Raw genomic sequence first — 21,095 nt, 5'->3', positions numbered from 1 at the left:
ATCACGATGAGCAACGACTGCAAGCTGGACCGAATCGATCTGCGCATCCTCTCACAGCTGCAGAAGCGGGGGCGCATCACGAATGTCGAACTGGCCGACGCAGTCGGGCTGTCGCCAAGCCCCTGCCTGATCCGCGTAAAGCGTCTGGAGAAGGCGGGGTTCATCGTCGGCTACGGCGCGCAGATCCAGCTGGAAAAGCTGGGCGACGTGCAGATGGTGTTCACCGAGGTCACGCTCGCCGACCATCGCCGCGAGGACTTCATCAAGTTCGAGAAGGCAATACGCGAGGTGGACGAGGTGGTCGAGTGCCATCTCGCGAGCGGCGGCTACGACTATCTGCTGAAGTTCGTCGCGCGCAGCGTGAGCCATTATCAGAGCATCGTCGAGGGGCTGCTGGAGCGCGATATCGGCATCGAGAAGTACTTCAGCTACGTCATCATCAAGACGGCATTCGTCAAGCCGCACTACCCGCTCGAAACGCTGTTCTCGCAGAACCTGCATTCCTGAGCATGGGCAACGGACGTGAGGCACGCGCCTCGCGCTCCTGCGTCCCGCATCCATTTTCTCGCGCGCGCTTCGCGCTGAAACCTCGCGGCTTCGGCGCACTCGTCGTGCGCGCTCATTTCCCACCATCGATCCATATTCTTCCGCACGTGCGGAAAGGAATCGGCATATGACTACGCGTTATCCCTTGAGCGCGCTGATTCGCGGCGACAACTTCATCGACGGGCAATGGGTGCCCTCGGCCTCCGGCACGCGCTTCGCCGTGACCGATCCCGCGACCGGCAAAACGATCGCCGACGTCGCCGATAGCGATGCGAACGACGCACGCGCAGCGACCGACGCCGCCGCCCGCGCATTCCCCGCCTGGCGCGACACGCTTGCCGCCGAACGCGCCGCCGTGCTGCGCCGCTGGCATGCGCTGATCGTCGCGAACGCCGACGAACTCGGTCAACTGATCTCGCTCGAACAAGGCAAGCCCCTGCACGAGGGACGCGGTGAAGCGATGTATGGCGCGTCCTACGTCGCCTGGTTCGCCGATGAGGCCACGCGCATCTACGGCGACCTCATCCCGCAGCAGCAGCGCGGCAAGCGCATGAGCGCCGTGAAGGAGCCCGTTGGCGTGGTCGCGGCGATCACGCCCTGGAACTTCCCGCTCGCGATGATCGCGCGCAAGATCGCCCCCGCCCTCGCCGCGGGCTGCACGGTGGTCGGCAAGCCCGCCGAAGATACGCCGCTCACCGCGCTCGCACTCGTCATGCTCGCGCACGAGGCGGGTGTGCCGCCTGGCGTGCTGAACCTCATCTGCGCGTCGCGCGAACGGGGCGTGAGCGCCGTCGCCGACTGGCTCGCGGACGCCCGCGTGCGCAAGATCACCTTCACCGGCTCGACGCCCGTGGGCAAGCACCTCGCGAAGGAATCGGCGGCCACCTTGAAGAAGCTCTCGCTCGAACTGGGCGGCAACGCGCCGTTCATCGTCTTCGACGACGCGGACCTCGACGCTGCCGTCGAAGGGCTCATGGCCGCCAAGTTCCGCAACGGCGGCCAGACCTGCGTGTGCCCAAATCGCGTGTACGTGCAATCAGGCATATTCGAGCGCTTCGCCGACAAGCTCGCCACGCGCGTGGCCTCGTTGAAAGTCGCGCCCGCGACCGACCCCGCCGCGCAGATCGGCCCGATGATCAATGCGCGCGCGGTCGAGAAGATCGCCCGCCATGTGGACGACGCCGTGAGCCGCGGCGCACGCGTGCTCACGGGCGGCAAGCGTTTGAGCGAACTGGGCGCGAACTGGTACGCGCCTACCGTGCTCGCAGGCGCCACGCCCGACATGCAGCTAAGCTGCGAAGAAACCTTCGGTCCCGTCGTGCCGCTATTCCGCTTCGACGACGAAGCCGAGGCCATTCGCGCCGCCAACGACACGCCATACGGCCTCGCCGCCTACTTTTACAGCCAGGACGTGCGCCGCATCGATCGCGTCGCGCGGCAGCTCGAAGCGGGCATCGTCGGCATCAACGAAGGCGCGCTCGCTAGCGAAGCGGCGCCGTTCGGCGGCGTGAAGGAATCGGGCTATGGCCGGGAAGGCTCGAAGTACGGGCTCGACGATTTCCTCTCCATCAAATACCTCTGCCAGGGAGGGCTTGCATGAGCACCTATCCGATCGAAGTCACGCTCCCCGACATCGCCGCGCACGAGCGCAGCGAGACGGGCATCCCCTATGTGCATACGTTCGACGCGGGCGCGCCCGGCCCGCATGTGATGATCAATGCGCTCACGCACGGCAACGAGGTGTGCGGCGCCATCGTCGTCGATGCGCTGCTGCACGCGCGGCTGCGGCCACGACGCGGCAAGCTCACGCTCGCGTTCGCGAACGTGGCGGCCTACCGCCGCTTCGACCCCGCGCACCCCGACGCGGCGCGTTTCGTCGATCAGGACTTCAACCGCGTGTGGACCGCGCAGGCGCTGGACGACCTCACGCGCGAATCGAACGAATTGCGCCGCGCCCGCGCGATGCGGCCCGTGATCGACGACGTCGATCTGCTGCTCGACCTCCATTCGATGCACGAGAAGTGCATGCCGCTCATCGTCGCGGGGCCGCTCGCCAAGGGCGTCGAACTCTCTGCGCGGCTAGGCGCACCGGCCACCGTCATTTGCGACGAAGGCCACCCGGAAGGCCGCCGCATGCGCGATTACGAAGGCTTCGGCGACGCCGCGAGCGCGAAGAACGCGCTTTTGATCGAGTGCGGACAGCATTGGGAAGCAAGCGCCGTGAGCGTGGCGCGCGATGTCACCGCGCGCTTTCTGCTGCTCTCGGGTGTCGTGGAACAAGCGGATCTGCCCGCGGACTGGCTGCAACCGCTTCCGCCGGAAATGCGCGTGGTGCGCGTGACCGAGCCCGTGGTGGCGAAGAGCATGGACTTCCGCTTCGCTGGCGATTACACGGGCCTCGAAGTGTTTCCCGAGGCCGGCGCCGTGATCGGCTGGTCCGATGGCGCGCCGGTAGTCACGCCCTACGACGACTGCATCCTCGTGATGCCTTCGCTGCGCCAGTTGCGCCCGGGCGTGACCGTGGTGCGGCTCGGCAAGATCGAGCAGCGCATCGTTCGGAAGCGCTGAAGCGCCCCTACTCATTACACGCAAAGCACGAGGGGAGTCGACAAAACGATGCGCAAGGTCTACGTCATTCTGTGACGCGCGACGCAGGACAGAAGGCGCTCAAGCCGCTTCGAGCGCCCTCGCCTGCTGCAGGAAGGCGCTGGGCGTCACGCCGCAAAAGCGCTTGAAATGGCGCGCCAGATGACTCTGGTCGAAGAAGCCGACCTGCGTCGCGACCACGGCGCCCGGCACGCCCGCCAGCAGCAATAGCTGCGCGCGGCGCACGCGCACCTCGCACAGGTACTTGTATGGCGAAAGGCCGACCTGCTCACGAAACACGGTCGCGAATCGCGAGACGCTGAGCGCCGATACCTCGGCCAGTTCGGCGAGGCTCACGGACTTGTCGAAATTCGCGTCGATATAGGCCAGTGCGTCGCGAAGCGGCGTGACTGGCGCAGCAACGGATGCATTCGCGTCATGCATGATCAAGCCTCGCTGGCAGTCGATGTGTGCGCGCTTGCAGCGGGCGCCGCGCGCCCGAAACGCGCAATCGAAAACGGTTCGAGCGGTATGTCGGTTGCGCCGGCGTCGAGCAGTTCCGCGAGCGTTTCGCCCACGCCTGGCCCGATCTGGAAGCCCGAGCCGCTGAAGCCGAACGCATAGAAAACGCCGTCTGTCGTCGAACTCGGGCCAATCACCGGCTCCGAATCCGGCAGGTAGCTTTCCACGCCGCTCCACACGCGGATCACATGCAGCGGCGCGAGCGCCGGAACCAACCGGCGGAACTGTGCGATCTGCTGCACGGTGTTGCCGGGCAGCACGCCGGCGCGGCGCGTTCCCGCATCGGCGGGCCCCGGGGCGCCGCCGCCCAGCACGAGGTTGCCGCGCGGAATCTGCCGGAAGTACACGCTCTCCTCCTTGATCGACGTGTAGACCCCCATCGAATGCATGAAGCGGTAGGGCACGGGCTCGGTCACGGCCATTTGCGGGCCGCGCGCGACGAGCGGCACCGGCTCGCCGAATTGCGCGGAGAGCGCTCCCGCCCATGCACCGGCGCAAATCAGCAGTTGCTCCGCGCGCCACACGGCGCCCGTTGCGCTCTCCACGCGAAAGCCGCCCGCTTCCTTTTCCACGCGCACGATCTCGGTGTTCTCCACGAGATTGGCGCCGAGCCGCGCGGCGGCGCGCCCGAACGCCGGTGCGGCCAGACGCGGATTGGCGTGACCGTCGCGCGGCGAGATGGAGGCGGCCAGCACCTCGCGGCCCAGGAACGGGAAGCGCTCGAACATCGCGGCGCCTTCGAGCACTTCGAGATCGAGGTCGTACGCACGCGCCTGCCCGGCGTAGCGATGAAAGTATTCGGCGTCGTGTGCGTGGTAGCACACGCGCGTGTGGCCCGAAGGCAGAAACTCGACATCCTCGCCGAGCAGCGACTGCGCGCGATACCAGATATCGAGCGCGCGATTGGACATGGCGAGTTGAGAGAGCGCGCGTCCCTGGCGGCGCACGCCGCCGAAGTTCACGCCGCTCGCCTGCTGGCCCGTGAGCCCGCGTTCGATCAGGATCACTGAACGCTTGCGGCGGCTCAGGAAGAACGTCGTGGACGTCCCGATGATGCCGCCACCAATCACGATCACATCGGCGCGATCCGTCATTCGCTGAACTCCTTTGTGCGGCATGCGCCGGGCTGCGTTTGCGCGGCGGGCGCCGCACCGCCCTGCGCTTCGTCGATACCATTCACCGTGGCGCTCAGCGTCATCGTCAACGGCTTGACCGGCGCCTGCCCGCGCAGCCGGCCTACGGCTTCCAGCGGTACACGCGCCTCGGCTGCGATGACTTCGGCCCCGGCGTGCGCGCAGAAGCGGCCCTGGCAGCGCCCCATCCCCACGCGTGAGAACGCCTTCGCGCGATTCGCTTCGGTCGCGCCCGTCTCGCGCACTACGCGGCGCAATTCGCCCGCCGTGACGGCTTCGCAGCGGCAGACGACGGTGTCATCAGGCAGCGTCGCCGCGAAATGCGCGGGCCACGGAAATGCCTGGCGCAATCCTTGTGCGAAGCGCGTGAAGCGTGCGAGTTCGACACGCAGTGTCGCCACTTCGGCAAGTGCTCCATTCGGTGAGACCGCGCCCGCATCCTGCAACGCCGCCAGAGCGGCAAGACGGCCCGCACGCTCGGCCGCGTCGGCGCCGCGCACGCGTGCGCCGTCCCCGGCCAGATAGACGCCTGCCACGCTGCTGCGGCCGTCCTGATCGACTTCGGGCAGCCATTGCCGCGCGGCTCGATCGAAACGAAACGCGCAACCGGCGAGATCCGCAATTTGCGTTTCGGAGCGCAAGTGATAGCCCAGCGCCACGGCGTCGCATGCCACGCGCGCTTCGCCGCCCTTCGCGATTTTCACGCGCACCGCCGTCACGCCGTGCTCGGGCGAGCCTTCGATCGCGAGCGGCGTCACGCCCCGATGCATCGGTACACCCGCGCGGCGCAGCGTGCGCACGAGCGCCATGCCCTTGCGCAGCGTGGCGGGCACTTGCAGCAAATCGGGCAACGCGCGCAGGCGCTGGCCGAGCGTGGACGTATCGAGCACCGCGCTCACCGTCGCGCCCGCTTTCACGTACTGCGCGGCGACGAGGTAAAGCAGCGGGCCGGTGCCCATCATGACAGTGCGCGCGCCGATGGCGCAGCCCTGCGACTTCAGCGCGACCTGCGCGCCGCCCAGGCTGTATGCGCCCGCCAGATGCCAGCCCGGCACGGGCATGAGCCGGTCGGTGGCGCCGCTGCAGACGATCAGCGCGTCGAAGGCCAGCTCGTGGTAGCGTGCGCCGCTCGCGAGATGCACGGACTTCGGCCCGACGTTCCAGACGAGCGTGTCAGGCAGATAGTCGATCTGCGAGCGCAGCGCGTCGAAGTCGCGATGGAGCGACGCCGCGCGTTCGGCCTCGGTGCCGTAGAGCGTTTCGTAGCTGCGCTTGAAACCTTCGGGTTGACGCCGATAAATCTGCCCGCCGTCGCGCCGCCCTTCATCGACGACGACGGGTCGCAGGCCCGCCGCGACCAGCGTCTGCGCCGCGCGCACGCCCGCCGGTCCCGCGCCGATCACGACGACCTTCAGTTCTGCGCGCGCGGCCATACGCCCTCCCCGGCAAGCACGTTGCGGGTGACGATCGACATGCCCGGCGCCGCGGGTGTCGTGCAGGCGCGCAACCGCTCGCCCTGCGCGGTCCACACCCAGCAGTCCTGGCACGCGCCCATCAGGCAGAAACCGGCGCGGCGTCCATCGTCGAACTCGCAGTCGCGCAGCGCGTCCTGCGTGGCGAGGAGCGCGACCATCAGCGTGTCGCCCTCGGCGGCCTGCGCCACGCGGCCGTCGATCTCGATCTCGAAGGTCGGGCGGCCCGCTTCCGCCACTCTCACGAAGCGCGCGCTCATGCGGCTGCCCTCCCGTTGGATTGCGTCGCCTGTGCGACTTGTGCAGCCTGTGCGGTCTGCAGCCGTTCCAGTTCCGCCGTCGTGTGATGGCAAAGGATCTGCGCGCCGCTCGGCAAGCGCTTCATCACGGGCGCCGACACATTGCACGCGCCATCGATACGCACCGGGCAGCGTGCGCGGAACGCGCACAGCTCGCGTACCTCGGCCGACGCCCCGAGCGGCGGCAGCGCGGCGCCCGCCAGGGCACGCCGGGCGTCGAGCCAGCCCGGCTGCAGGGCCGGCACCGAATCGACGAGCAACCCCGTGTACGGGTGATAAGGCGGCGCCTCCAGCACGTCGCGCTGGCCCGCCTCGACACACTGGCCGCCGTACAGCACGACGACGTCGTCGCAGATCGCGCGCACCGTCGAAATATCGTGGCTGATGAACATGTACGAGACGCCCAGTTCGCGCCGCAATTCGGCGAGCAGGTCGAGAATCGCGGCGCCAACGACGGTGTCGAGCGCGGACGTCACCTCGTCGCACAGAATGAGCGCCGGCTCGGCCGCAAGGGCGCGGGCCAGGTTCACGCGCTGCTTCTGGCCGCCCGAGAGGCCGCCCGGCTGACGCTTCGCAATCGAGGCGGGCAGTTTCACGAGGTCCAGTAGTTCGAGCATGCGCTTTTGCGCCCGCGCGCCGCGCAGGCCGTGATAGAAGCACATGGGCCGCGCGAGGATGTCGGCGATCGTGCGGCTCGGGTTGAGCGCCGTGTCGGCGTTCTGGAACACGATCTGGATGCGCCGGTACTGATCGGGCGTGCGTGCCGAAAGCGTCGCGGGCAGCGGCACGCCGTCGAGCAGCACCTCGCCGCGCGCGCGCTCGACCAGCCCGGCCACCACGCGCGCGAGCGTCGTCTTGCCCGAGCCCGATTCGCCGATCACGCCCAGTGCGCTGCCGCGCTCAATCCGCAGGCTCACGTCCTCGAGCACACGTACAGCGGGCACACCGTTCGCATCGACCCGGCCATAGCCCGCGGACAGACCGCGCACTTCGAGCAGCGGCACTTCGGCGGCAGGCGGCACGGCGGGCGGACCAGGGTCGGGGCGGCGGCGGGCGGCCAGCAGCGCGCGCGTGTAGTCGTCGGCGGGGGCGTCGAGCACCTGGAGCGTCGTGCCGTTTTCGCGCACCGCGCCATTGTTCAGGACGACGATGCGATCGGCCATCTGCGCCACGACCGCGAGATCGTGCGAGACGTACACGGCCGTCGTGCCCAGCTCCTTCACGACCTTGCGGAAGGCCGCGAGCACTTCGATCTGCGTGGTCACGTCGAGCGCCGTGGTGGGCTCGTCGAACACGACCACGGCGGGGTCGGTGATGAGCGCCATCGCCGCCATCAGCCGCTGCAGCTGGCCGCCGGACACCTGGTGCGGATAGCGCGCGCCGATCGTCTCGGGCGAAGGCAGCGCGAGCGCCCGGAACAGGCTCACCGCCTTCTCGCGCGCCGCCGCGGGCGACATCAGCTTGTGCAGCAGCGCGGGCTCGGTCACCTGATCCATGATCGTGCGTGCCGGATTGAAGCCCGCCGAGGCGCTCTGCGCGACATAAGCCACGGTACGCGCGCGCAGCGCGCGGCGGCCGCGTTCGTCGAGCGCGAGCACGTCGGTGCCGCCGATCTTCAGGCTGCCGCCCGCAATGGCGCAGCCGTCGCGCGCATGGCCGAGCAGCGAGAGCGCGATGGTGGTCTTGCCCGAACCGGACTCGCCGATCAGCGCGAGCACTTCGCCCTTCTTCACCGTGAAGTCGACACCCTTGACGATCTCGACGACCGGATCGGGCGCCGCGCCCGCGACCACTCTCAGGCCCGTCACTTCGATCATGTTCATTTTCCGCCTCCATGCGCACGGCCGCCGTGACGGCGCAGGCTGTCGATCAGCAGGTTCACGCCCACGGTCAGCGTCGCGATGGCGACGGCCGGCATCAGCACGGCCGGCGCACCTTCCGCGAGGCCGCCGATGTTCTCGCGCACGAGCGAGCCCCAGTCCGCGTCCGGCGGCTGCACGCCGAGGCCGAGGAACGAGAGGCCGGAGAGCAGCAGCACGATGAACACGAAACGCAGGCCGAAATCGGCGAGCATCGGGTGGATCATGTTCGGCAGCACTTCCACGCGGGCGATATAGAAGAGCCCTTCGCCGCGCGCTCTGGCGACCTGCACATATTCGAGCGTCATCAGGTTCACGGCCAGCGAGCGCGAGATACGGAACGCGCCCGGAATATAGGCGAGCGCCGCGACGGTGATGAGCATCGGCACCGACGAGCCGAACGCCGCGATCACGACGAGCGCGAGCACCTTGCTCGGAATGGAGATCAGTGCGTCGAACAGGCGGCTCAGCACCTCGTCGATCCAGCGCGGCGCGACAGCCGCAAGCAGTCCGAAGAATATGCCGATACCGCTTGCGAGCAGCGTGGCGGCGAGCGCGAGGCCCACGGTGTACTGCGTGCCGTAGAGCACGCGGCTCAGCATGTCGCGACCCAGGAAATCGGTGCCGAGCAGATGCGCCGCGCTATACGAGCCGAAGATTTCGGTGGAGGTGATCGCGCCGCCCTTGTACGGCGCGACGAGCGGCCCGATGAAGGCCACGCCGAGCCAGAACACGACGATCGCCAGGCCGATCAGGCCGAGCACCGAGAGGCGCCCGACCATGCGGCGCAGCGGCGAGCGCGGCGGCGTGGGCACGTCGCCCGGCACGTCCTTGACGGCGTCGGCGGCGGCCCGCTCCTCGCTCTCGCTCGTCGCGTAGAGCACGGTCGCGGCATGGGAAGTGGCGGGTCGGTTCATCGTTGACGCAGCCTCGGGTTGGATACGATTTGACACAGGTCCGCGATCAGCACGAGCACCAGATACGCGGCGCAAAACACCATCACGCAGCCCTGCACGAGCGGGAGATCGCGGTTCGTCACGGCGTCGACCATCAGGCTCGCGAGGCCCGGATAGTTGAAGATCGACTCCACGATCACCACGCCGCCGAAGAGATACGAGAGGCTCAGCGCGACGGCATTGGCGATCGGCCCGATCGTGTTCGGCAGCACGTGGCGTAACACGACGCGAGCGGGCGACGCTCCTTTGAGGCGCGCCATTTCCACATAGGGCGCGCTCAACTGGTCGAGCACGGCGGCGCGCGTCATGCGCGCCATCTGCGCGACGATCACGCAGCACAGCGTCATGACCGGCATCGCGTAGATGCGCAACAGCGTGCCGAACGAGTCCACCTCCGAGAGGTACGAGAGCGCGGGCAGCCAGCGCAGTTTCACCGCGAAGATCAGCACGGCGATGGTGGCGACCAGAAATTCGGGCACGGCCACGGCGGACAGCGTGAGCACGTTGAGCACGCGATCGAGCAGCGAGCCGCGGAACACGGCGGAAAAGATGCCGATGGCGAGCGCGAGCGGCACCGAAACGAGCGTGGTGAGCCCCGCGAGCACGAGCGAATTCGGCAGGCGCGTGGCGATCAGCTCGCTCACTGGCTGGTTGTTCGACACCGAGGTGCCGAAGTTGCCGGTCACGGCCTGCAGCAGCCAGTGGACATAGCGCGTGAGCGCGGGCTGGTCGAGGCCGAACTGGTGCCGCAGCGCCGCCACCTGCTCGGGCGTGGCCGCCTGACCGAGGGCCTGCTGCGCGGCGTCGCCGGGCAAGAGGCCCGTGAGACCGAACACGATTGCCGAGACGATCAGCAACGTGAGCAGTGCGAGACCGAGACGCGCGGCAATGAGACGTTGCGCGTGAGCTTTCATCGGATGTCGCCTCCCTGAACATCATGAAGCGGGGAATCGGTGGCCGGGGGCCCATCCAGGCGCACACCGGCCGCACACATCACACCTCGAACTACGCCTCGAGCCAGACGTTCTCGGCGAACTTGAAGCCCATCAGTCCGGCAATCGGAATCGAACCGAGGCCCTTGAGCTTCGTCGTGTGCGCGTCGAGCGAGCTCAGGAACAGCGGAATGCCGATGCCGCCGTCGCTGTGCACGAGCACTTGCATGTCGCCATAGATCTTCTTGCGCTTCTCTTCGTCCGGCTCGCCGCGCGCGGCCAGCAGCATCTGGTCGAACTTCGGGTCCTTCCAGTTCGCTTCATTCCACGGCGCATCCGACTTGAAAAACTGCGTGAAGATCACATCGGCGCTCGGGCGCGCGTTGATGTTGCCGAAGGTCAGCGGGTGCTTCATCCAGTGGTTCGACCAGTAGCCGTCGCCGGGCGTGCGCACCACCTGCAGGTTCAGGCCCGCCTGCGGCGCGACCTGCTGCAGCAGCATCGCCATTTCGACCGAGCCGTCCGCGGCCGGGGAGGCATAGATCTGCAGCGGCGTGCTGCCGAGCTTTGCCTTCTGGAAGTAGAACCTGGCCTTCTGCGGATCGAAGGCGCGCTCCGGCAGGCCGGCAAAGTAGTACTTGTTGGTCGGATCGATCGGCTGGTCGTTGCCGATCGCGCCATAGCCGAGGAACACGGCGTTGCGGATCTGCTCGCGGTCGAACAGGTGCATCATGCCGCGGCGGAAGTCGGCATTGCCCGTGACGCCGCCTTCGTCGCGCATGATGAGGTCGGTGTACTGGCCCGTCTTCGTCTCCTTCACCGCGAAGCCCGGAGTGCCCTTGACGCGCGAGGTCGAGCGCGGGCTCACCTGGTTGATGAGCTGCACGTCGCCCGAGAGCAGCGCGTTCACGCGCGCCGACTCGTCGCCGATGCCGACCAGTTCGATCTCGTCCAGATGCGGCAGGCCCGGCTTCCAGTAGCGCTCGTTGCGCACGACCACCGTGCGCACGCCCGGCGAGAACTCCTTGAGCTTGAACGGGCCGGTGCCCACGGCCGTCTTGAAGTCGTTCGTGCCGTCCTTGATGATCATGAAATGCGAGTCGGCGAGGATCACGGGCAGGTCGGCGTTCGCGCCCGAGAGCGTGATCGTCACTTCGTTCGGGCCCGTGGCCTTCACGTCCTGGAACTGATCCGCGAGCGTCTTCACCTTCGAGCCCACCGCGGCGTCCTTGTGGCGCATGAGCGAGTACACCACGTCGGCGGGCGCGAGCGTCTTGCCGTCATGGAACTGCACGCCGCTGCGCAGCTTCACGACCCACACCGTCGCGTCCTTCGTTTCGAGCGACTGCGCGAGCGCCATTTGCGCGCCGAGGTGCGAGTCGTACTCGGTCAGGCCGTTGTACAGCATATTTGCGCGCACATAGTCGGTGGACACCGACTCCTTCGCGGGATCGAGCGTGTCCGACGCGGAAGACGACTGCGTCGCCACGCGGATCTTGCCGCCCTGCTTCGGCTTCTCCTGTGCGAAGGCGGCGCCGCTCGCGGCGAGCAGGCCCGCGCCCGTCATCGACATCATGCCCCCCGCGACCATCGCGCGAAGGAGGTCGCGGCGCGAGGCGCCGCGCTTCGTCAGTTCATCGAGCCGCACGCCCGGGTGAGCCATGTCTTCAAGCGATTTGTCGGTGCTCATGAAACTTCTCCGCGTCTGATGTGGGGGGCCGCAGCTCGACGTATCGAGGCTGTGTGTTGTGAAAAACAGCGTCAGTAAAAAACGTCTTTGATCTGGTAGTACGCGCCGACGAGCGGCAAAAACCACGGCTTGCCCGTGTGGCCCGGAATGGCGGGCCACGCGAAATCGCGCCACGGGTTCGCACACGGGTTGCCGCTCATCACCTCGGCCATCACCTGGCCCATGTGCGTCGACATCTGCGTGCCGTGACCGCTGTAGCCCATCGAGAACCACACGCCTTCGTGCTGACCCGCGCGCGGCAGGCGGTCCGCGGTGATATCGACGAGCCCGCCCCAGCAGTAATCGATCCGCACCCTCGCGAGCGCCGGAAAGAGCTGCGCGAGCGTGCGCTGGAGGATGCGCCCGCTCCTGGCATCGGACGGCCGCTCCGACGCCGTGAAACGCGCCCGGCCGCCGAACAGCAGGCGCGAATCCGGCGTCACGCGGAAATAGTTGTGCATGAGGCGACTCGTCGTATACGAGCGGCGGTTGGGCAATAGCCGCATGAGCTGCGCGGGCGGCAGCGGCTCCGTCACGACGATGAACGAGCCGACCGGCGCAAGACGCCGCCGGTACCACGCGAACGGCCCATGCCGCGAAGGACCCGTGGCGATCAATACCTGTTGCGCATGCAACGTTCCGCGCGCCGACTCCACGCGATAGCCGCCGCCCTCTTTCGCGATGGACGTCACGGCGGCGTGCTCGTAGAGCCGTGCGCCGCGCCGTACCGCGGCGTTCGCGAGCCCTATCGCGAAGCGGCCCATGTGCATCTGGCCGCCGTGCTTCTGTAGCAGTCCGCCATGGAAGCTGTCCGATTCCACCTCACTGCGAATCTGTTCCCGGCCGATGATCTCGACGTCCGGATCGACTTCGCGGCGAATCAGCTCGGCCGTTCGTTCGAGGTGTTCGAGGTGATGCGGTTTCGCCGCGAGCTTGAGCTTGCCCGAAGCGAGATAGTCGCAGTCGATGCCCTCTTCGCGAATGAGCCGCTCGACCGTGTCGACGGCCGCTGCGTAAGCGCGGTAGCAACCCTGCGCGCGCTCGACGCCCAGTTGCCCGCGCAGCGCCGCATAGTCCTGCGCCACGCCGGTATTGCACTGGCCGCCGTTGCGCCCCGACGCGCCGCCACCCATGCGCCCCGCGTCCAGCACCGCGACGCTCGCGCCACGGCGCCCGAACGCGAGCGCCGCGGAAAGCCCCGTGAAGCCGCCGCCCACCACCGCGACGTCCACGCGGCCTTCCACCGGTCCCTCGCTTGCGAGCAGACCGCCAGGGGCGGTGTCGAGCCAGTAGGAGTCGAGCTTCATCGGGCGGCCTCGGCTAGCGCGTTTCTCAAAGACCCAGTTGCGAAGCGAGTTCGCCGATCGTCTCGACTTCGTAGTACTCGTAGTACGGCGTGCCCGGCTCGTGGCCGCGCTTGACGAACGCCTTGTGCTCGATGCCCATGTCGTGCGCCGTCATGAGGTCGTAGCGCAGGCTCGACGAAACGTGCAGCACGTCGCCGGGATTGCAGTTCAGCTGGTCGAACATGTACTCGAAGCCCTGCATGCGCGGCTTGTACGACTGCGCCTGCTGCGCCGTGAACACGCGGTGGAACGGCGCGCCGAGTTTGTCGACATTGCTCTGGATCTGGTCGTCCGAAGCGTTCGAGAGAATCACGAGCTTGTACTTCTTCGCGAGGCGCGAGAGGCCTTCCGGCACGTCCGGGTGCGGGCCCCAGGTCGGCACGGCGGTGTAGAACTTTTCCGCTTCGGCCTCGATGAACTCGACGTTCATGCGCTTGCAGGCGCGGCGCACCGAATTGACGACCACGTCGCGGTACGGCTTCCATGCGCCGAGCACCTCGTCGCGGCGATAGCCCGCGAAGAACGCGACGAACTTCTCGAGGTCGGCGCCCTGGAGGCGGTCGCCATACATCTCGCGCGCCGTGTCGGCCATGCGGAACTTCGTCAGCGTGCCGTAGCAGTCGAACGTGATGTACTTCGGCTCGAAATCGATCATGATGGCAATCCTTTCGTGTGATGAACCCGCTTGGGGCTCAGTGGCGAAAACAGGTGGAAGTGCGTCCCTGTGGAAAATTTAAACAGCGCAAAATTTGGGGTTGGCGTCGAATCGTGGGGCCTGCACGGTATAAACCACGCGTTTGCAGGGGTCGCCGCAGCAGATTCTGCGGTGGCGCCATCGCGCGGGCCATAGCCGAATGACCGTGCGTTTTCGTGCGTGATTCGTCAGCTTTCCAGTCAGCATGGCGTCAGGTTCTCGTATCGATCAGCACGCTCTTGAAACGCAGGTGCGCTTCGTAACCCTGGCGCCCGAGATCCTTGCCCATGCCCGAGCGTTTGTATCCGCCCGTCGGGATCATGAAATCGTTGCTGCGGCCGTAGCGGTTGACCCACACGGTGCCCGCCTCCAGCGCGCGCACGAGGCGCAGCGCGCGGCCGATGTCCGCGGTGTGCACGCCGGCCGCCAGGCCGTATTCGGGATGCGAGGCGAGCGCGAGCGCCTCTTCCTCGGTGTCGAAGGTCTGCACCGTGAGAACCGGGCCGAAGATCTCGGCGCGCACCGCCTCGGTCTGCGCCGTCACGCCGGTGAGGATGGTGGGCAGGTAGAACGCGCCGGGCACGGGCGCGTCCGCGCGGCGGCCACCGCAGTAGAGCGTGGCGCCTTCGGCCACGCTGCGCTCGACGATGCCTTCGATGCGCGCGGCCTGGGTTTCCGAAATGATGGGCGGCAGCGTCGTGCCCGAAGCCCACGTCGCGCCGGCGCGCAACTCAGCGATAGCCTGCTCGATGCGCGACACGAGTTCGTCCGCAATGGCGCGCTCGACCAGCAGGCGCGAACCGGCCACGCACACCTGCCCCGCGTTGACGGCAATCGCGCCGGCGATGCGGCGCGCGACCTCGTCGAGCTTCGGCGCATCCGCGAAGACGATTTGCGGGCTCTTGCCGCCCAATTCCAGCGTGACCGGCTTCGTGCCGCTTTGCGCGCACGCCGCCATGATCGCCGAGCCCGCGCGCGTCGATCCCGTGAACGTGACTTTCGCGATGTCCGGGTGGCGCACGAGTGCGTCGCCGGTCGTCGCGCCGTCGCCTTGCACCACGTTGAAGATGCCAGGGGGAATGCCTGCCTCGATCGCGAGTTCGGCCAGACGCAGCACCGAGAACGGCGTCATCTCCGAAGGCTTGAGCACCACGGCATTGCCCGCCGCGAGCGCCGGACCGATCTTCCACGACGCCATCACGAGCGGGAAATTCCACGGCGCGATCGCGCCGACCACGCCATAAGGCTCGGCGATCGTCATGCCCAGATGGTCGTGATCGGTGGCCACGACCTCGCCGCCGAGCTTGTCGGCGAACTCGGCATAGAAACGGATGCCTTCCGCCGTGAACGGCACGTCCCACGCGCACACGTCGCGCACGGGGCGCGTCGAGCCGAGCGCCTCGAGCGGCGCGAGCGTGGCGGTGTCGGCGGCGATCAGGTCGGCGAAGCGGCGCAGGATGCGGGCGCGCTCGCGCGGCGCCATGCGTGGCCAGCCGCTCGTGCGAAACGCGCGCTTCGCGTTGTCGACGGCGTGGTCCACCCGTTGCGCGTCGCCAAGCGGCGCCGAGGCATAGACGACGCCGTCCGATGGCCGCGCGACCCCGATGCGCGCCGCGCCTTCGACGACCCACTCTCCGCCGATGAAGTGGCCGGCTTTTTCGGCCACTGAGGCAGCGACTGCGGCGGGATCGAACTGGTCCATGACTGGGTTCCCTCGACTTGGTCTCGATGGGAAATATCGTAGGTCCACTGCCACCGCATATTTCGCCGACAAAAAAGCCCAATCAGCAGAATCGACGCGTTATTGACCGTCCAACCCCGCGTTTTGCATTGCATCACGGGCGCTGGCGGGGCGCGCGCCCAAACAGGAAGATCGTCCTAGTCAGTCACGGCGGGCGATGCGATAGTCACGGGACGCGTATACAGAATCCGGAGGCCGGCGTGTCCGACCCAAACCTGAACAGCGTCATTACCTACCGCGCATTTACCGCCGACGATCTGGCCGCCGCGCATGCGTTGTCGACGGCGGTGCGCTGGCGGCACCGCCCCGAAGACTGGCGTTTCGCTGCCCGCATCGGCGAAGGCATCGTGGCCGTGGACGAAAGCGGTTCGCTCGTCGGCACGGCTTTCTCGTGGTTGTTCGGTCCCAACGCGGCGACGCTCGGCATGCTGATCGTCAAGCCCAGTCATCAGCGCCGCGGCATTGGCCGGGCCATGATCGAGCACTGGATGCAGGCGCTCGCCTCGCGCACGCTGCTGCTCCACGCGAGCGACACGGGCTGGCCGCTCGTCGAGCGGCTCGGCTTTACGCGCATCGGCCGCATTCACCAGCACCAGGGCGCGGCGTTTCAGCCGCCGCTCGTCTCGCTGCCCGCGGGCGAGCGGCTGCGCCCGATCGGCGCGAGCGACCGGCCCCGGCTCATCGAACTGGCGACGCGCGCAAGCGGCCTCGACCGCTCGGACATGCTGCCGAAACTGCTCGATCAGGCGAGCGGCATCGCGCTCGACCGCGACGGCGACCTGATTGGCTTCGCCCTCTTTCGCCGCTTTGGCGACGGGCACGTGATCGGCCCCGTGATCGCCCCCGATTCGCCGGATGCCTGCCGCGCCAAGGCGCTGATCAGCCATTGGCTCGCCTCCAACGCGGGCATGTTCGTACGCATCGACACGCCCGTCGATCTGGGACTCTCCGACTGGCTCGAAGGCGTGGGGCTGCCGCTCGTCGACCACATCGAGAAGACGGAGCGCGGCGCGCCCTTGCGCGTCGATACCCAGTTCAAGCAGTTTGCAATCACGAGCCAGGCGGTGTGGTGAGCGCGGTCGAATGGACGGCATCCGGCGTGCTACCACCCGGGCAGCGAACGGATTACCATTAGAGGATTCTCGCCTCGAGGGTGACGCTATGGCTACCTATGGTATCGACGGTGTCCGCATCAGTTCCTCAACGGACCGCGTAACACACGTGCGCTGGGCGCTGATCGACCCCCAGACACACGACTGGCTCTCGACACCCACTATCTCCGAAGTGGCGGCCGTCACCAACGACATCCGCTCGGGCGCCGTGGTGTATTCGGTATTTACGCTCGGCGGCATGAGATTTCTCGGCCCGAAGATCAAGCCGGTGCCGCATCCCAACGGAATCGATGGAATCGATCTGGAAGTGCCGGACGGTAACGTCGAAAAATCCATCGACGATCTACCGCGCGTCTAGCGGTGCGTCGATTGTCCTGCCGACTACCGGAAAGAAAGTGCGCTGCGCCCGGATGGGCGCACGTCGGCCGCTAGTCGCCAAAGCTGAATCGCCGAATCAAATCATTCGGAATACCGACTATTTGACCCGGCAATCGACGAGCGAACGCGTTGCAGTCGGTCAGTTGTACCCGAGGATCGCCGACGTAGCGACGTCTGCGCGGTCGCTTGGGTTGCCAGCCAGTACGACGGTGGGCTCATGCAATAACGAGCGATACGGGTGCAGATAAGGTTCGTTTTCCGGATCGGCGTCGTCCTGTTCGATCTCCTGGGAGTGGCTGTACTCACGTGTATCCATGATCGTCTCCTGATGTAGGGTCTAGTTGTTCGACAGTAGGGTTCCCTACATACCGGCTGAGCAAGTTTGGTGCCGCACTCGCTTTCTATCATGCCGGCGGAGTTTCTTCTGCCGCGCCCGACTCTCAGGAAGTCGTGAGCTTCAGGTTCGGACGCAAGTCGTGAGTAACCGCTTCACGTTGCCCTTTGCGCAGGTCGGACACCTGTTCGATGCCGGCCTTCAGCACCTCCTCGCAAAACGCAATTCGCGTGCGGTAGTACTCGGCCTGCAATTGCGCATCGAGAACCCGCTGTTCGGCCTGGAAGAGTGCCATGCGCAATTCACTGAGCGCGCGTTGAGCCTGCTTCTCCGGCGTTGCGGCATTGTGGGCAATCAAGTTCGAAAGCCAATGCAACATGGATAAGCCCCCCTGTTTTCAATTTCACGATCGCACGCGTCAAGTTTGATAACCGCCCGAACTGTCGCTGGGAAAAGACTATCAGAGGCGAAGAAAACCAGTGTGTGTGCAAACGAACGTGTTGTATAAACGATGCAAAAAGGTCGTATCCACGACGCGCTTACATAGCGCGTTTTCATCGCATGCTTTCGCTGCACGCTGCGGTTGCAAATAGGGAGCGATACATGTCCGTGGTGCCGGATCAGCCGATCGAGATGGGGCGCAACCGTGACTATCCACAAGCTGAGGTTTTGCACACTTGCGCTGTGCATCGCGTTCGCGTTATTGGGCCCCGGCGTGTGTCTGGCGGACCAGGTGAAAGTCATGATGTCGGGCTGGTTTGCGCCAGCGTATCGTGATCTGGGCCCGCAATTCGAGGACGAGAGCGGCTATACGCTGGCCACCGTCTGGGGCGCTGCAACAGGCAACGCCCTGAATGCGATTCCCGTGCGGTTTGCGCGCGGCGAGTGGGCCGACGTGCTGATCGTGGTCAGCAATGCGCTCGACGACCAGGTTCGCGCGGGCAACGTGGTGCCCGGCAGCAAGGTGGACTTCGCACGCTCGCCAATCGGCCTCGCGGTGCACGAGGGCGCGCCGCAACCGGACATCAGCACGGTCGACGCTTTGCGCCGCACGCTGCTTGCAGCGAAGTCGATTGTCTATCCGGATAGCGCGAGCGGCGTCTATATCGCCAACGAACTGTTTCCGCGTCTGGGCCTCGACGGGCGCATGAATAGCAGGAGCCGCATGGTCTCCGCCGAGCGGGTCGCGACTGTCGTCGCGAACGGCGACGCCGAGATCGGCTTGCAACAGGTCGTGGAACTGTTGCCGGTGAAGGGGATAATAGTGGTCGGCAGTCTGCCCGCGGAAGTACAACGTTACACGGTGTACTCCGGCGGCATTGCAACCACAGCGAGAAATCCTGTCGGCGCAGAAGCGCTGATCCGCTTTCTGTCCTCGCCGGAAGCGGCGGCCGCGATCACGCACAGCGGTCTCGAACCGATCACGGCACCGCAACCTCCTCCGCTGCCGCTGCTGCAGCCGCAGCCACAGCCACAGCCGCAACTGCCGCTGCAACCACCACCGCAACCGCAACTGGCGCCACAAGAACCGCAACCTCAACCGAATTGAGCGAAGCAGCCGTCCGGCCGATCGGCCATCACCGAAAACCGGCCATCAACTGGCTGCCATCCCTTTTTCGGCCAGTTCTTTCTTCGCGCTTTCGTTCTTGGTCAAGTGCGTCAGGCCCATGCCGCGCAGGACGTTCGGCGCCTTCGTGAACTGGATGTTGTCATAGCCCACGATCTCGATGCGATTGCCCCAGGGGTCGCGAAAATCCAGAAATGGACCGTCGAGCGGCTTCACGCCCGCCGCCTTGAGTGCGGCGCGCGCCGCCTCCTTGTCATCGACAACGAGGCCGACATGGCGGCCGTCGTCGGCGGGCTGTTTGCGCCCCGCCTGCAACGCGATGAATTGATCGCCAAGATCGATGAAGGCCATCGTCCTGCTCTTGCCGCGCAACTGAAAGTCGAAGATGCGGCCATAGAATGCCAGCGCTTCCTCGATGTCGCCGACTTCCAGCGCGACGTGATTGAAGCCGATGACGCGCGGCCTGGTGGTTGAAGTGTCAACCATTTCCCCCTCCTTCTGCAGCCAGTGCATAGCGTTCGCAAACTCGCCCGGAACCGATATTCCGACGAGACACCCTCAAGTATGGGGATTGAAGTCGACTCGCACTAGCCGGTCAAACAAGATTTGTTGGAGTTATTTTTGAATAAGAATCGTACCCGATGCGGCGCGCGTGCATGGCGTAACCTATGATGGTTCGAGCGCAATGAGCCGGCAAACCGTGAGGGCACCAGCACCATGGACAGGACAGAGCGGACTATCAAATGGCGCAGTTTGCCAAATGTAAGCAACGACGCGAACGAGCCACGCAATCCATTGCCTGCGGTCTGTGACGTCTCAGTGACGAACGTTTGCAACGCTGCATGCGACTTCTGCGGCTTTTCTCGTGAGAAGAAAATGGCAGGTCCGCGCCGCTATCTCGATCCCGATGCGTTCGAGCGTGCGATGCCGATGCTGCGCAGACGCAAGATTCGCTACATGACGCTGCAGGGGGGCGAGCCTCTGGTGCACCCGCAGATCGAATCGCTCGTAGGCTCGGCCACGAAAGCCGGCATCCAGTGCGGCGTGATCACGAACGGCTGGTTCCTTCCCCGCCACATCAAGCAGCTGGCTGACGCCGGCCTCAAGCGTCTCCTGATCTCGATCGATAGCGCGGACATGAGCGAGCACGAGCACAATCGCGGCCTGCCCGGCCTTGCGGCCCGCATCCGCGAGGGCATCACCCAGGCGCATGCTTTCGGCATCCCGGTTTGCGCAACGGTTACGGTGAGCCATCTGGTCCGTTACGCAGCGCTTCCCGAGACGCTCAATCAGCTTGGCTTCGATTCCGTGGTGTTCTCCTACCCAAGGCGCGACGCATTCGGTTCCACATCGCTCGTTTACGACGAAAATTCGAAGCTCGTCGACCTCAGCCGCGACGAACTGCTCGAAGCATTGAGTGCCATCGAGGCCCTCAAAAAGCGCTTTCGCGTGATGGACCCGGGCGCTGCACTGGACGAGGTCGCGCGGTTCGTGCGCGGCGAACAGCAACTCATTCCGTGCATCGCCGGCAGCAAGTATTTTTATATCGACTGGAACCTCGATGTCTGGCGTTGCGAACCGTGGCATGAGCCCATGGGCTCTGTGTTCGACCTCGACCGCCTACCCGATCAACGCGAACCGTGCAATGCCTGCATGATGGGGTGCTACCGCCACGCCAGCGTGCTGATGCACGGCGCCAAGGCCGTCACTGACTCGGTCTATGCGCTCGGCAGGGGCGAGCTTCGCAGTGCTGTCAGCTTGTTGTTCCAGCGCGGCGTGGCGTATTCGCTGTGGGCTCTCGCCACCGAAGAATTACCTCGAACGGCGCTTGGCGCACTGGCAGGACGGAGCGGCGCGCGCCGTTCATCGCCGCAAGGCGCATGAATCGA

At 66.2% G+C, this 21,095-nt stretch carries 21 protein-coding genes; 7 read left to right on the top strand and 14 right to left on the bottom strand.

Features of this window, described 5'->3' with window-relative positions; all coding sequences use genetic code 11:
* The first annotated feature begins 6 nt into the window (after positions 1–6).
* From AB3X99_RS29465 to AB3X99_RS29455, 3 genes are all read left to right on the top strand, one after another.
* The gene (locus tag AB3X99_RS29465; protein ID WP_069266559.1) at positions 7–507 is read left to right on the top strand and encodes an Lrp/AsnC family transcriptional regulator; all 501 of its coding nucleotides are present in this window, start codon (positions 7–9) and stop codon (positions 505–507) included.
* Between the two features lie 166 nt (positions 508–673).
* Positions 674–2,146, top strand: coding sequence for an NAD-dependent succinate-semialdehyde dehydrogenase (locus AB3X99_RS29460; protein ID WP_368618912.1), 1,473 nt, complete (start codon positions 674–676; stop codon positions 2,144–2,146).
* Positions 2,143–3,114, top strand: a complete 972-nt coding sequence (locus AB3X99_RS29455) for a succinylglutamate desuccinylase/aspartoacylase family protein (protein ID WP_368618911.1) — start codon at positions 2,143–2,145, stop codon at positions 3,112–3,114. The genes AB3X99_RS29460 and AB3X99_RS29455 overlap by 4 nt, the downstream gene beginning before the upstream one ends.
* Before the next feature lie 99 nt (positions 3,115–3,213).
* On the opposite strand, the gene AB3X99_RS29450 is transcribed toward AB3X99_RS29455, so the two are convergent.
* The 11 genes from AB3X99_RS29450 to AB3X99_RS29400 form a co-directional block, all read right to left on the bottom strand.
* Positions 3,214–3,576 (bottom strand): helix-turn-helix domain-containing protein, encoded by a 363-nt coding sequence (locus AB3X99_RS29450; RefSeq protein ID WP_069266562.1) that lies wholly within the window; start codon positions 3,574–3,576, stop codon positions 3,214–3,216.
* A 2-nt stretch (positions 3,577–3,578) separates the two neighbouring features.
* Positions 3,579–4,748 carry an NAD(P)/FAD-dependent oxidoreductase gene (locus AB3X99_RS29445; protein ID WP_368618910.1) on the bottom strand — a complete coding sequence of 390 codons (1,170 nt, stop codon included), beginning with the start codon at positions 4,746–4,748 and terminating at the stop codon, positions 3,579–3,581.
* Complete coding sequence (locus tag AB3X99_RS29440; protein WP_368618909.1) at positions 4,745–6,220, bottom strand: FAD-dependent oxidoreductase; 1,476 nt, start codon at positions 6,218–6,220, stop codon at positions 4,745–4,747. The genes AB3X99_RS29445 and AB3X99_RS29440 overlap by 4 nt, the downstream gene beginning before the upstream one ends.
* Positions 6,199–6,519, bottom strand: coding sequence for a (2Fe-2S)-binding protein (locus tag AB3X99_RS29435; protein WP_069266564.1), 321 nt, complete (start codon positions 6,517–6,519; stop codon positions 6,199–6,201). Before AB3X99_RS29435 ends, AB3X99_RS29440 begins: the two co-directional genes overlap by 22 nt.
* The gene (locus AB3X99_RS29430; protein ID WP_069266565.1) at positions 6,516–8,381 is read right to left on the bottom strand and encodes an ABC transporter ATP-binding protein; all 1,866 of its coding nucleotides are present in this window, start codon (positions 8,379–8,381) and stop codon (positions 6,516–6,518) included. Before AB3X99_RS29430 ends, AB3X99_RS29435 begins: the two co-directional genes overlap by 4 nt.
* Positions 8,378–9,334, bottom strand: a complete 957-nt coding sequence (locus tag AB3X99_RS29425; RefSeq protein WP_069266566.1) for an ABC transporter permease — start codon at positions 9,332–9,334, stop codon at positions 8,378–8,380. The genes AB3X99_RS29430 and AB3X99_RS29425 overlap by 4 nt, the downstream gene beginning before the upstream one ends.
* Positions 9,331–10,287 carry an ABC transporter permease gene (locus AB3X99_RS29420; protein ID WP_368618908.1) on the bottom strand — a complete coding sequence of 319 codons (957 nt, stop codon included), beginning with the start codon at positions 10,285–10,287 and terminating at the stop codon, positions 9,331–9,333. The genes AB3X99_RS29425 and AB3X99_RS29420 overlap by 4 nt, the downstream gene beginning before the upstream one ends.
* 91 nt (positions 10,288–10,378) lie before the next feature.
* On the bottom strand, positions 10,379–11,995 hold the full coding sequence (locus AB3X99_RS29415) for an ABC transporter substrate-binding protein (protein WP_069266568.1): 1,617 nt from the start codon (positions 11,993–11,995) through the stop codon (positions 10,379–10,381).
* Positions 11,996–12,066: 71 nt separating this feature from the next.
* Positions 12,067–13,341 carry an NAD(P)/FAD-dependent oxidoreductase gene (locus AB3X99_RS29410; protein ID WP_368618907.1) on the bottom strand — a complete coding sequence of 425 codons (1,275 nt, stop codon included), beginning with the start codon at positions 13,339–13,341 and terminating at the stop codon, positions 12,067–12,069.
* Positions 13,342–13,366: 25 nt separating this feature from the next.
* Positions 13,367–14,035 (bottom strand): haloacid dehalogenase type II, encoded by a 669-nt coding sequence (locus AB3X99_RS29405; protein WP_368618906.1) that lies wholly within the window; start codon positions 14,033–14,035, stop codon positions 13,367–13,369.
* A 250-nt stretch (positions 14,036–14,285) separates the two neighbouring features.
* A complete protein-coding gene (locus AB3X99_RS29400) occupies positions 14,286–15,776 on the bottom strand; it encodes an aldehyde dehydrogenase (protein ID WP_368618905.1) in 1,491 nt (496 codons plus the stop codon).
* 239 nt (positions 15,777–16,015) lie between these two features.
* Here AB3X99_RS29400 and AB3X99_RS29395 point away from each other — a divergent pair, with 239 nt between their 5' ends.
* Both AB3X99_RS29395 and AB3X99_RS29390 read left to right on the top strand, forming a co-directional pair.
* Positions 16,016–16,888, top strand: a complete 873-nt coding sequence (locus tag AB3X99_RS29395; RefSeq protein WP_069266572.1) for a GNAT family N-acetyltransferase — start codon at positions 16,016–16,018, stop codon at positions 16,886–16,888.
* A gap of 88 nt (positions 16,889–16,976) precedes the next feature.
* Entirely contained in the window at positions 16,977–17,285 is a 309-nt protein-coding gene (locus tag AB3X99_RS29390) for a hypothetical protein (RefSeq protein WP_069266573.1), read from the top strand.
* Positions 17,286–17,444: 159 nt separating this feature from the next.
* Here AB3X99_RS29390 and AB3X99_RS29385 read toward each other — a convergent pair whose 3' ends face one another.
* Together AB3X99_RS29385 and AB3X99_RS29380 are read right to left on the bottom strand one after the other, a co-directional pair.
* Entirely contained in the window at positions 17,445–17,621 is a 177-nt protein-coding gene (locus tag AB3X99_RS29385) for a hypothetical protein (protein ID WP_368604385.1), read from the bottom strand.
* A 124-nt stretch (positions 17,622–17,745) separates the two neighbouring features.
* A complete protein-coding gene (locus AB3X99_RS29380) occupies positions 17,746–17,934 on the bottom strand; it encodes a hypothetical protein (RefSeq protein WP_254317186.1) in 189 nt (62 codons plus the stop codon).
* A 351-nt stretch (positions 17,935–18,285) separates the two neighbouring features.
* Here AB3X99_RS29380 and AB3X99_RS29375 point away from each other — a divergent pair, with 351 nt between their 5' ends.
* On the top strand, positions 18,286–19,188 hold the full coding sequence (locus AB3X99_RS29375; protein WP_368618904.1) for a substrate-binding domain-containing protein: 903 nt from the start codon (positions 18,286–18,288) through the stop codon (positions 19,186–19,188).
* A 45-nt stretch (positions 19,189–19,233) separates the two neighbouring features.
* Here the strand turns inward: AB3X99_RS29375 and AB3X99_RS29370 are convergent, their stop codons facing one another.
* Entirely contained in the window at positions 19,234–19,719 is a 486-nt protein-coding gene (locus AB3X99_RS29370) for a VOC family protein (RefSeq protein ID WP_256094883.1), read from the bottom strand.
* A gap of 204 nt (positions 19,720–19,923) precedes the next feature.
* On the opposite strand from AB3X99_RS29370, the gene AB3X99_RS29365 reads away from it, so the two are divergent.
* On the top strand, positions 19,924–21,090 hold the full coding sequence (locus AB3X99_RS29365; protein WP_342948842.1) for a radical SAM protein: 1,167 nt from the start codon (positions 19,924–19,926) through the stop codon (positions 21,088–21,090).
* Positions 21,091–21,095 lie beyond the last annotated feature (5 nt).

It is taken from the genome of Paraburkholderia sp. BR10882, from assembly GCF_040948855.1.
GTDB lineage: Bacteria > Pseudomonadota > Gammaproteobacteria > Burkholderiales > Burkholderiaceae > Paraburkholderia > Paraburkholderia nodosa_A.
Note: the sequence above shows the minus strand (reverse complement) of the source record. Positions and strands in the feature narration are given on the sequence as shown.

Coding starts and splice junctions, on each gene's coding strand:
- AB3X99_RS29465 (WP_069266559.1), top strand. CDS start 7: ATGAGCAACGACTGCAAGCTGGACCGAATCGATCTGCGCATCCTCTCA.
- AB3X99_RS29460 (WP_368618912.1), top strand. CDS start 674: ATGACTACGCGTTATCCCTTGAGCGCGCTGATTCGCGGCGACAACTTC.
- AB3X99_RS29455 (WP_368618911.1), top strand. CDS start 2,143: ATGAGCACCTATCCGATCGAAGTCACGCTCCCCGACATCGCCGCGCAC.
- AB3X99_RS29450 (WP_069266562.1), bottom strand. CDS start 3,576: ATGCATGACGCGAATGCATCCGTTGCTGCGCCAGTCACGCCGCTTCGC.
- AB3X99_RS29445 (WP_368618910.1), bottom strand. CDS start 4,748: ATGACGGATCGCGCCGATGTGATCGTGATTGGTGGCGGCATCATCGGG.
- AB3X99_RS29440 (WP_368618909.1), bottom strand. CDS start 6,220: ATGGCCGCGCGCGCAGAACTGAAGGTCGTCGTGATCGGCGCGGGACCG.
- AB3X99_RS29435 (WP_069266564.1), bottom strand. CDS start 6,519: ATGAGCGCGCGCTTCGTGAGAGTGGCGGAAGCGGGCCGCCCGACCTTC.
- AB3X99_RS29430 (WP_069266565.1), bottom strand. CDS start 8,381: ATGAACATGATCGAAGTGACGGGCCTGAGAGTGGTCGCGGGCGCGGCG.
- AB3X99_RS29425 (WP_069266566.1), bottom strand. CDS start 9,334: ATGAACCGACCCGCCACTTCCCATGCCGCGACCGTGCTCTACGCGACG.
- AB3X99_RS29420 (WP_368618908.1), bottom strand. CDS start 10,287: ATGAAAGCTCACGCGCAACGTCTCATTGCCGCGCGTCTCGGTCTCGCA.
- AB3X99_RS29415 (WP_069266568.1), bottom strand. CDS start 11,995: ATGAGCACCGACAAATCGCTTGAAGACATGGCTCACCCGGGCGTGCGG.
- AB3X99_RS29410 (WP_368618907.1), bottom strand. CDS start 13,341: ATGAAGCTCGACTCCTACTGGCTCGACACCGCCCCTGGCGGTCTGCTC.
- AB3X99_RS29405 (WP_368618906.1), bottom strand. CDS start 14,035: ATGATCGATTTCGAGCCGAAGTACATCACGTTCGACTGCTACGGCACG.
- AB3X99_RS29400 (WP_368618905.1), bottom strand. CDS start 15,776: ATGGACCAGTTCGATCCCGCCGCAGTCGCTGCCTCAGTGGCCGAAAAA.
- AB3X99_RS29390 (WP_069266573.1), top strand. CDS start 16,977: ATGGCTACCTATGGTATCGACGGTGTCCGCATCAGTTCCTCAACGGAC.
- AB3X99_RS29385 (WP_368604385.1), bottom strand. CDS start 17,621: ATGGATACACGTGAGTACAGCCACTCCCAGGAGATCGAACAGGACGAC.
- AB3X99_RS29380 (WP_254317186.1), bottom strand. CDS start 17,934: ATGGCACTCTTCCAGGCCGAACAGCGGGTTCTCGATGCGCAATTGCAG.
- AB3X99_RS29370 (WP_256094883.1), bottom strand. CDS start 19,719: ATGCACTGGCTGCAGAAGGAGGGGGAAATGGTTGACACTTCAACCACC.
- AB3X99_RS29365 (WP_342948842.1), top strand. CDS start 19,924: ATGGACAGGACAGAGCGGACTATCAAATGGCGCAGTTTGCCAAATGTA.